The organism is Niveispirillum sp. KHB5.9 (assembly GCF_048066115.1).
GTDB lineage: Bacteria > Pseudomonadota > Alphaproteobacteria > Azospirillales > Azospirillaceae > Niveispirillum.
Window position 1 is genome coordinate 254131 of record NZ_JBLTYX010000008.1, and the last position, 9640, is coordinate 263770.

8 protein-coding genes are annotated in these 9640 nt (G+C 64.2%); 7 read left to right on the plus strand and 1 reads right to left on the minus strand.

Going from position 1 to position 9640, the window contains the following annotated elements; translation table 11 throughout:
* The first annotated feature begins 6 nt into the window (after nt 1–6).
* From ACM9HJ_RS15785 to ACM9HJ_RS15810, 6 genes are all read left to right on the plus strand, one after another.
* Nucleotides 7–1590, plus strand: coding sequence for a glycoside hydrolase family 28 protein (locus ACM9HJ_RS15785; RefSeq protein ID WP_416572706.1), 1584 nt, complete (start codon nt 7–9; stop codon nt 1588–1590).
* Nucleotides 1591–1800: 210 nt separating this feature from the next.
* On the plus strand, nt 1801–2550 hold the full coding sequence (locus ACM9HJ_RS15790) for an SDR family NAD(P)-dependent oxidoreductase (protein WP_416572707.1): 750 nt from the start codon (nt 1801–1803) through the stop codon (nt 2548–2550).
* Nucleotides 2551–2677: 127 nt separating this feature from the next.
* Nucleotides 2678–3745, plus strand: coding sequence for an L-rhamnose/proton symporter RhaT (rhaT, locus tag ACM9HJ_RS15795; protein ID WP_416572708.1), 1068 nt, complete (start codon nt 2678–2680; stop codon nt 3743–3745).
* A 5-nt stretch (nt 3746–3750) separates the two neighbouring features.
* Entirely contained in the window at nt 3751–5355 is a 1605-nt protein-coding gene (locus tag ACM9HJ_RS15800; RefSeq protein ID WP_416572709.1) for a glycoside hydrolase 43 family protein, read from the plus strand.
* Nucleotides 5352–6944 (plus strand): MGH1-like glycoside hydrolase domain-containing protein, encoded by a 1593-nt coding sequence (locus ACM9HJ_RS15805; RefSeq protein ID WP_416572710.1) that lies wholly within the window; start codon nt 5352–5354, stop codon nt 6942–6944. Before ACM9HJ_RS15800 ends, ACM9HJ_RS15805 begins: the two co-directional genes overlap by 4 nt.
* Before the next feature lie 27 nt (nt 6945–6971).
* Nucleotides 6972–7574, plus strand: coding sequence for a recombinase family protein (locus ACM9HJ_RS15810; RefSeq protein ID WP_416572711.1), 603 nt, complete (start codon nt 6972–6974; stop codon nt 7572–7574).
* A gap of 302 nt (nt 7575–7876) precedes the next feature.
* On the opposite strand, the gene ACM9HJ_RS15815 is transcribed toward ACM9HJ_RS15810, so the two are convergent.
* A complete protein-coding gene (locus ACM9HJ_RS15815) occupies nt 7877–8146 on the minus strand; it encodes a hypothetical protein (protein WP_416572715.1) in 270 nt (89 codons plus the stop codon).
* On the opposite strand from ACM9HJ_RS15815, the gene ACM9HJ_RS15820 reads away from it, so the two are divergent.
* On the plus strand, nt 8033–9469 hold the full coding sequence (locus ACM9HJ_RS15820) for a methyl-accepting chemotaxis protein (RefSeq protein ID WP_416572714.1): 1437 nt from the start codon (nt 8033–8035) through the stop codon (nt 9467–9469). The genes ACM9HJ_RS15815 and ACM9HJ_RS15820 overlap by 114 nt on opposite strands.
* Nucleotides 9470–9640: the final 171 nt, after the last annotated feature.

The following is a 9640-nucleotide window of genomic DNA, read 5'->3' on the forward strand; positions in this document are numbered from 1 at the left end:
GTAATGATGTTCGACCGCCGTTCGCTCGTTCTGGGTGCCGGTGCGGTGGCCGGGGCCGGCATGGCCATGGCCGCAGGCGCCAAGACCCCGGAAAAGCCCTCAGGGCCGTTCCAGGTCTTCCAGGCCGATATCCGCCAGTTCGGCGCCAAGGGCGATGGCTCCGCCATCGACACGCCGGCCATCAACAAGGCCATCGATTACGTGGCCGAACGCGGCGGCGGTACCGTCTATTTTCCGCCCGGCACCTATGCCTGCTATACGATCCGCCTGAAAAGCAGGATCACGCTCTATCTGGAACAGGGTGCGACCATCCTGGCCGCCCCCCCGACGGAAAGCCAGGGTTACGACCATCCCGAACCCATCCCGGAATGGAACAAGTACCAGGATTTCGGCCATAGCCACTGGCGCAACAGCCTGATCTGGGGCGAAGGCCTGCACGACATCGCCATCATCGGTCCCGGCCTGATCTGGGGCAAGGGGCTGGGGCGCGGCGACGGCAAAGACAATTGGCTGAAGGACCCGTCCGGTCCCGGCACCGGCAACAAGGCTATCGCCCTGAAATGGTGCCGCAATGTCCTGCTGCGCGACTTCAAGATCCTGGAAGGCGGCTGGTTCGCCCTGCTGGCCACCGGCGTCGATAACATGACCATCGACAATCTGCTGGTCGATACCAACCGCGACGGGTTCGATATCGATTGCTGCAAGAATGTCCGCGTCACCAACTGCACCGTCAATTCGCCTTATGACGATGCGATCTGCCCCAAATCCAGCTTCGGCCTGGGCGAGGCGCGGATCACCGAGAACCTGACCATCTCCGACTGCCTGGTCACCGGCAATTATCAGGTGGGCTCCGTCCTGGACGGCACCTGGAAGAAGATGCCGGCCGATTTCGCCCCCCTGATCCATGGGCGCATCAAGTTCGGCACGGAAACCAATGGCGGCTTCCGTAACATCACCATCACCAACTGCATCTTCGAGGATAGCCGCGGTCTGGCGTTCGAGACGGTGGATGGCGGCATGCTGGAGGATGTCACCGTCTCCAACATCGCCATGCGCGGCATCGTCGACGCCCCCATCTTCCTGCGCCTGGGCAAGCGCATGCGCGGGCCGCAGGGTGTGCCGGTGGGGTCACTCAAGCGCATCCTGATCCAGAATGTGGTTTCGTCGGGCGCCACCATCCTGCCGTCGGTCGTCGCCGGCCTGACGGAAAAGCCGATCGAGGATCTGCGCATCGCCGATTGCTATTTCCACCATGTCGGCGGTGCGCCCGCCGCCATGGCGGCGATCACCCCGCCGGAGGCCGAAATGGCCTATCCGGAAGCCACGATGTTCGGCGACCTGCCGGCCACGGGCTTCTTCATCCGCCACGCGCGCCGGGTGGAGATGACCAATGTCGAGATCGCGGTGGAGACCCCCGACCCCCGTTCGGCCATCAGGCTGGAGGATGTGAAGGACGCCGACTTCTTCCGCCTGCGCACCCCACGCGGGGCGCCGGCCTTCGCATTGGAAAAGGTGGTGGATTTCCGCAGTACGGGTGCCCGCTGGTTGCCGGATCGCATCACCGACGGGCCGATCAGCGGCACGTTCTAAGGTTTTTTGGGTGGTGTGGGCACTCCCGTCAACGCCCACCCCACCGTCATCCTCGCGCAAGCGGGGATCCAGCGTAAGCGGCGTCTGCCGCGACATCGGCCATACCGGCGCTGACCGCGCCTCACCCCGGATTCCCGCCTACGCGGGAATGACGGTTGAAGATGCTGAAGCATGACCGCCCCACCGCGCGGCGAAGAGGATGACAAGCAAATGACCGTATTTGCCGGGCGCTTTTCGGGGCGCAACGCGATCATCACCGGCGGGGCATCCGGCCTGGGCCGCGACGTCGCCCGCCGCATCCGGGAGGAGGGGGGCCAGATCGCCCTCTGGGACCTGAACGCCGCCGCACTGGACGCCGCAAAGGCCGATGTCGGTGCCGCCCATGTCCAGGCCCTGGACGTGTCCGACGCCGATCAGGTCGCGGAGGCCACCCGGGCCACCATCGCTGCCCTGGGCCATGTCGATATCCTGGTCTGTTCCGCCGGCATCACCGGTGCCACCGCGCCTGTGCATGAGTTCCCGCTGGAAAGCTGGTACCGGGTGATGGCCATCAATCTGAACGGCGTCTTTCATTGCTGCCGCGCCCTGGTGCCGCACATGCTGGAAAACGGCTATGGCCGCATCGTCAATGTCGCCTCGGTTGCCGGCAAGGAAGGTAACCCCAACGCCTCGGCCTATTCGGCCTCCAAGGCCGGCGTGATCGGCTTGACCAAGTCGCTGGGCAAGGAACTGGCCACGCGCGGCATCATCGCCAACAGCCTGACGCCCGCCACCTTCGACAGCCCCATCCTGGGCCAGTTGCCGGCGGCCCAGGTGGACTACATGCGCTCCCGCATCCCCATGGGCCGCCTGGGCATGGTGGAGGAAAGCACCGCCATGGTCTGCTTCATGGCGTCCGAGGAATGCAGCTTCACCACGGCATCGACCTTCGACACTTCCGGTGGGCGTACGACATTTTGATATCATAGTTCATAATGTGAGAAATTTACCCTATAAATCACCGGGCAGGGCGTCCTTGGGCGTATACCTGGCATCACACCGCAGAGGCATAGAGCCCGATCAAGGTGAACTGGGAGGATCTTGGAGTATGGTGGCCAATCCGTTGCTGGGCGTTCTCTTCCACTGGCTGGGCGGTCTCGCGTCCGCCAGCTTCTATGTGCCCTATCGCGCCGTGAAGCGCTGGTCGTGGGAGATCTACTGGCTGACGGGGGGCATCGTCTCCTGGCTGCTCGCGCCCTGGTTCTTCGCATCGGTGCAGACCAACGATCTGCTGGGCGTGCTGGCGCAGACCCCGACCCCGACCCTGGTCTGGCCCGTCATCTTCGGCATGCTCTGGGGCTTTGGCGGCCTGACCTATGGCCTGACCATGCGCTATCTCGGCCTGTCGCTGGGCATGGCGGTGGTGCTGGGCCTGTGCACCGTGTTCGGCACCCTTATCCCGCCGCTGTTCCAGGGGGATTTCAAGGAAAAGCTGATCGACACGGCCGGCGGCAATGTCATCCTGCTGGGTCTGGCGGTCACCTTCGCCGGCATCGTCGTCGTCGCCATGGCCGGTGCCCGCAAGGATGCCGCCCTGTCGGATGAGCAGAAGAAGGCGGCGGTGGCGGAGTTCGATTTCGTCAAGGGCATTGCCGTCGCCACCTTCTCCGGCGTCATGTCGTCCTGCTTCGCCTTCGGCCTGGCGGCGGGTGAGCCGGTGAAGGCGCTGTCGGCGGCGGCCGGCACCGGCCCGCTCTGGACCGGCCTGCCCATCCTCTGCCTGGTGATGTTCGGCGGCCTGATCACCAATGCAGTCTGGTGCGGCATCCTGATCAACCGCAACAAGAGTGCCGGTGAATGGGTCGGCCGCAGCAAGGATGCCGGTGGGGAGCGTCCGCCGCTGGCCGCCAATTTCATCCTGTGCGCCATTGCCGGTGCCGCCTGGTATTTCCAGTTCTTCTTCTACACCATGGGCGAAAGCCAGATGGGGACTTACGGTTTCTCCTCCTGGACCCTGCACATGGCGTCGATCATCATCTTCGGCACCTTGTGGGGCTTCGCCTTCAAGGAGTGGAAGGATGCACGGCCGGGTGTGCGGCTGATGGTCTGGTCGGGTGTGGGCCTGCTGGTCCTGGCCACGATCATCATCGGCTACGGCAACCAGATGGCGGGATAAGGCTGATGCGCAAGACGATCCTGGCGGCTTTGCTGTCCACCACCCTGATGGCCGCGCTGCCAGCGCTGGCCGCCGACCAGCAGGCCACCTATACCAACCCCATCCTCTACGCCGATTATTCCGATCCGGACCTGATCCGCGTGGGCGATGACTATTTCATGGTGGCCTCCAGCTTCCATTTCTCGCCCGGCATCCCGGTGCTGAAATCGCGCGATCTGGTACATTGGTCGATCATCGGCCATGTCCTGCCCAAGCTGCCGTTTGCACCGGAATACAATATGCCGGGCCCGTTCCAACTGGACGATACCAAGTCCAAGCCCGTGGACGGCACCCGCTATGCGTCGGGCGTCTGGGCCCCGTCCATCCGCCATCATAACGATTTGTTCTACGTCTATTGGGCCACGCCCGATGAGGGCGTGTTTATGTCCACGGCGAAGAAGGCCGAAGGCCCCTGGACCGCCCCCGTCCAGGTCATCGCCAAGCCCAAGCTGGAGGACCCGTGCCCCTTCTGGGATGATGACGGCACCGCCTGGCTGGTGCATTCCGTCGTCGGTGCCGGCCCCATCATCCTGCACCGCATGAGCCCGGATGGCAAAAGCGTGCTGGATGAGGGCAAGGTGATCATCCAGGACAAGCAGAACCTGCCCATCCTGGAAGGCCCCAAACTCTACAAGCGCAACGGCTGGTACTACATCATGGCCCCGTTCGGCGGGGTGGAGAAGGGCGCGCAGGTGGCACTGCGTTCCCGCAATATCGAAGGCCCCTATGAATGGCAGGTGTCGCTGAGCCAGGGGACGACGGCGCTGGAAGGCCCGCACCAGGGCGGCTGGATCGAAACCCCATCCGGCCAGGACTGGTTCGCGCATTTCAACAGCACCGGCGCCTTCGGCCGTATCGTGCATCTGCAACCGGTGGAATGGATCGATGACTGGCCGGTGATGGGCCAGCGCATCCCCGACACCTATGGCGGTCAGCCCGTTTCCAACTTCCCCATGCCGGACACCGGCAACGCGCCCACCGGGGACCGTTTGCAGGACAGCGACGAGTTCAAGGCGAAGAAGCTGGGCCTGCAATGGTCCTGGAACCATAATCCCGACGACAAGGCCTGGAGCCTGTCGGCGCGCCCCGGCTTCCTGCGCCTGACCGCCAGCAAGGCCGAACAGCTGACGACGGCCCGCAACACCCTGACCCAGATCCTGCAGGGCCCGGAACGGCGGATCACCGCCCGCTTCGACGTCTCCCGCTTGAAGGACGGGCAGCGGGCCGGCCTGTCCTTGTTCGGCGTGCGGCCCAGCTGGATCGGCGTGGCGCGGGAAGGGGGCGCGAACCATATCACCCTGTCGTCGGCCGGCGTTGAAACCCAAGGCCCGGCCCTGACCGCCAAGACCCTGCAACTGCGCGCCGATGTGAGCGAAGACCAGAAGGTCCGTTACAGCTACAGCCTGGATGAGGGCAAGAGCTTCCAACCGCTGGGCGACGCCATCCAGCTGGCCCGCTTCTCCTGGTGGAAGGGTTCCCGCCCCGCCTTGTTCACCTTCTCCAAGGCGAAGACCGGCGGACATGTCGATATCGACTGGGTGCATGTGGACAAGCCGGAGGTGGCACGATGATGTCGAACCGGTTTTCCCGCCGCGCCGTCCTGGGCGCCGGCACCGCCGCCCTGGCCGCGTCCGCCCTTCCACGCCTGTCGCTGGCGGAAGAGAAGATGGCGGCCGACGCCCCGCGCTTCACTACGTCGGACACATCCTGGCAGACCGCGTATGACAAGGCGCTGGAGGTGCTGGCCGGCAATGTCCAGGTCATGCCCTATGTGACCAAGCCGGTGCTGATCGAAGGTTCTGTCTATAAGGGCATCTGGCAGGAATGTGGGCCCCACGAGGCCCTGGTCTATGCCAAGTTCCGCCCCGACGTGGCCCGCAACAGCCACCTGACCTTTTTTGAGCTGCAGCGCGCCGACGGCCAGTTGCCCGCCAACAACAAGGTGGTGGAAACCGGCTTCGGCCAGATCCAGATGGTGGTGCCCATCGCCGCGACCGCCTGGGAACTGGCCCGCGACACCGGCGATGGCGAGTTGCTGGAGGCTGCCTACCGCGCCGGTGGCGCCTGGGATGGCTGGCTGATGCGCTACCGCAACACGCGCGGTACCGGGCTGGTGGAAGGGTTCTGCACCTATGACACCGGCCATGACAACAGCCCGCGCTGGCTGGGCATGCCCAACCAGTGTCCCAACAAGGATGCGCGCCGCCATCACGATCTGCCGTCGCTGCCGCGTCTCTGCCCCGATCTGTCGGCCACCACCCATGGTGCCCGCCGCGCTCTGGCCGACATGGCCAAGGCCCTGGGCCGCAATGGCGAGGCGGATAAGTGGACGGAGGAAGCCGACAAGATCCGCAACCTGATCCTGTCCAAGCTCTATGTCGCCGAGGACGCTGCCTTCTATGATTTGGATGCGGAGAACAAGTTCATCCGCGTCCGATCCGACGTGATCAGCCGTGTCTGCGGCGAACATGTGGTGGACCAGGCCCTGTTCGACACGCTGTGGACCCGGCAGCTGCATAATCCCAAGGCGTTCTGGGGCAAGTATCCCTTGTCCTCCATCGCCATGGACGATCCCGCCTTCGTCCGCCCGATCCCGGCCAACAGCTGGGGCGGCGCATCCCAAGGCCTGACGGCGCTGCGCACCCCGCGCTGGATCGAACATTACGGCCACGCCGCCGAATTCACCGATATGATGGACCGCTGGTGCGAAGCCATCGCGAAGGATTTGACCTTCCGCCAGCAGATGGACCCAGATACGGGTGAATTCACCCATGGCGAGGATCATCCCAACTACTCCCCCACCGCCCTGGTCATGGTGGATTACACCTGGCGCCTGATCGGTGTGGTGGAGGAAAAGGATGCCCTGTCCTGGAACATCCGCCCCGGCCACAAGGCGGCGCGTGGCGCCAAACTGTCCCTGCCGCTCTATGGCGGCGGGTCGGCCGCCGTCACCTATGAAGGCAAGGGCGCCGGCCTGACCCTTTCCGGCAAGCCGCTTGCCCGTCTGGAAGGGGGGGCTGCCCGCCTGATCACCGCCAAGGACGGCACGCCGCAGGCCCTGCTGGGCATCGCACCGAACGCGCAGCGCGTGACGCTGCGCCTACCCGGTCGCCCGGCCCGTCAGTTCAACCTGAAACCCAACCAGCGTCTGGCGCTGTAACAGGCAAAACCCCCTCGGGAGGAAAGCATGCTGATCGGATATGCCCGCCCCGCCCATGGGGATGAAAAGGATGGTCGGCAGCAGGTTCGCCTGCTGCGCGAGGCCGGGTGCGAGCGCATCGTCAGCGAAGGTGCCTCTTCCGGCCGCTGGGACCGGCCGGAACTGCAAAGGCTGCTGGAGGAGCTGGCGCCCGGCGATGTGCTGATGGTGGCGGAACTGGGCCGGCTGTCGCGGTCGCTGAAGGAGGTACTGCACCTGCTGGAGCGCATCGCCCAGGCCGGTGCCGGCTTTCGCAGTCTGGGGGAGGGGGTGGAGACCACCGGTCCCGCGGGCCATATGCTGATGCGGATGATCGGTTCCTTCGCGGCGTTCGAGCGGGTGATGCTGCTGGAACGCACAGGTGCCGGGCTGGCCAATGCCCGTGCCGCGGGCCGGATCGGCGGCCGCCGGCGCAAGCTGGACGCCGCCCAGCGCCGCGAAATCGCTGAAAGTATCCTGTCCGGCACCAGCTCCGGCGCCGAAATGGCCCGCCTGCATGGCATCAGCCAGCCCACAGTCTCACGCATCGTCGCCGAATACCGAGTGTTCGGCCAGGGCAGTGCTGCGGTGGAGCATCGCGACGGCGCCTGATACCAGGGGCTTTCAAAACTCCTGGAGGCCGGCGACTGCCCGCCCGGCGCCCCGAGAACACAAAAACAGGTTCGATCCGGTTTCCCGCCAAAGGTGAACACCGCCGGCGCGGATACCCGTGCCATGCCCTTGTTCCCTTTGGGGAATTCCCGCATCGCGATCCAATCCCGTCTGGCATGGTAACCAACCGGTCTCCATTGGGTTTCTGCATGTCCTTTTCTTGATTATTCTTGTGATCACTAGATTCCGGTTGAGCCTTACCATGGCGTTAACCAATATTAATACAAAGAATCGATGAAATTTTATTCATCATGGATTCGTAATTTATAACCTTCCGATACAGTGATCCTTTCAGAAGATTCGCCTATGCTCCAAACCTCTTGAGGACATGAACCACGTTTGGGGAGACGATCATGTTGTTCGGCAATAATCATGAAGGTGACGCCGTTCTTGCCGCCATCGGTAAAGCACAGGCCATCATCGAATTCAGCCCGGACGGCGTAATTCTCGGCGCCAATGACAATTTCTTGGCTGTCATGGGCTACGGCCTCTCCGAAATCCGTGGTAAGCATCACAGCATGTTCGTGGATGACGCGACCCGCACCAGTGCGGCCTATGCCGAATTCTGGCGCTCGCTGCGGGGCGGCAAGGCCGGCAAGGTGGAAATGATCCGCCGTTTTGCCAAGGGCGGCCGGGAGGTCTGGATCCAGGGCTCCTACAATCCTGTCCTGGACCGCCGCGGCAATGTCGTGAAGGTGGTGAAGATCGCCTCCGACGTCACGGCCGAACATCAGCGCTCGATGGACCAGCAGGGCCAGTTGGCGGCGCTGAACCGCGCCCAGGCCGTGATCTCCTTCGCCATGGACGGCACCATCCTGGATGCCAACGAGAATTTCCTGAAGGCCATGGGCTATCGGCTGGATCAGATCCAGGGCCGGCACCACAGCATGTTCATGGATCCGGCCGAAGCCGCCAGCCCCGCCTATGCCGCCTTCTGGGACAGCCTGCGCGCCGGCCGCTTCAGCCAGGCCGAATATCGCCGCCAAGCCGCCGGTGGCCGCACCGTCTATATCCAGGCGACCTACAATCCCGTGCTGGATTGCGAAGGCCGCCCCGTCAAGGTGGTGAAGTTCGCCACCGACGTAACCCAGGCCGTGCTGGCCCGCCGCCGCAACGAGGAGACGCTGGAAGCCGTCCAGAAATATCTGGGCGACATCGTCTCCGCCGTCGAACAATCCAACGACCAGGCCGTCAACGCGTCTGCCGCCTCGCAGCAGACCTCGGCCAGCGTCGCGGCCATTGCCAGCGGTTCCGAACAGCTCGATGCCTCGATCCAGGAGATCGCCCGCTCGATGAGCTATTCCAAGACCGCCACCGAACAGGCTTTCAACGAGGCCACCGTGGTGGACGAGGCGACGCAGCGCCTGCTGTCGGGCACCCAGGCCATGGACGACATCGTCAAGGTGATCGGGGAAATTGCCGGCCAGATCAACATGCTGGCGCTGAACGCCACGATCGAAAGCGCGCGTGCCGGTGAGGCCGGCCGTGGCTTCGCCGTGGTTGCGGGCGAGGTGAAGTCGCTGGCCCGTCAGGCGGCCGACGCCACCCAGCGCATCTCCCGGGAAATTGTCGGGCTCCAGTCGGTGGCCGGCGACGTGGCGGAGAAGCTGGATGCGATCCGTGGCGCCATCGATGCCGTCCGCTCCTATGTCATCGGCACCTGCTCCGCCGTAGAGGAACAGAGTGCGGTGGCCAGGCTGATGAATTCCAGCATGCGCGGCGCTTCCGGTGCCGTCGCCCAGATCAATCACAATATGGGTGAGATCGCCCAATCCACCCGCGCCGCCAACCAGCGCATCGGCAATGTCCGCGACGCCCTGCGCCTGATCGCCTGATCGGGACATAAGCCTGAAAGAACACCAAGGGCCCTGGTTCGCATCCGAACCTGGGCCCTTGGTGTTTTTACCCAAACCGCTCAGGAAATTTGATCGTAATGGGCATGGACGAGCATATTGGTCCTGACCACTGTGCCGCGATCCTCGCCCCGAAGACAAGAGCGCTGACAG

Coding starts and splice junctions, on each gene's coding strand:
- ACM9HJ_RS15785 (WP_416572706.1), top strand. CDS start 7: ATGTTCGACCGCCGTTCGCTCGTTCTGGGTGCCGGTGCGGTGGCCGGG.
- ACM9HJ_RS15790 (WP_416572707.1), top strand. CDS start 1,801: ATGACCGTATTTGCCGGGCGCTTTTCGGGGCGCAACGCGATCATCACC.
- rhaT (WP_416572708.1), top strand. CDS start 2,678: ATGGTGGCCAATCCGTTGCTGGGCGTTCTCTTCCACTGGCTGGGCGGT.
- ACM9HJ_RS15800 (WP_416572709.1), top strand. CDS start 3,751: ATGCGCAAGACGATCCTGGCGGCTTTGCTGTCCACCACCCTGATGGCC.
- ACM9HJ_RS15805 (WP_416572710.1), top strand. CDS start 5,352: ATGATGTCGAACCGGTTTTCCCGCCGCGCCGTCCTGGGCGCCGGCACC.
- ACM9HJ_RS15810 (WP_416572711.1), top strand. CDS start 6,972: ATGCTGATCGGATATGCCCGCCCCGCCCATGGGGATGAAAAGGATGGT.
- ACM9HJ_RS15815 (WP_416572715.1), bottom strand. CDS start 8,146: ATGCTTACCACGGATTTCGGAGAGGCCGTAGCCCATGACAGCCAAGAA.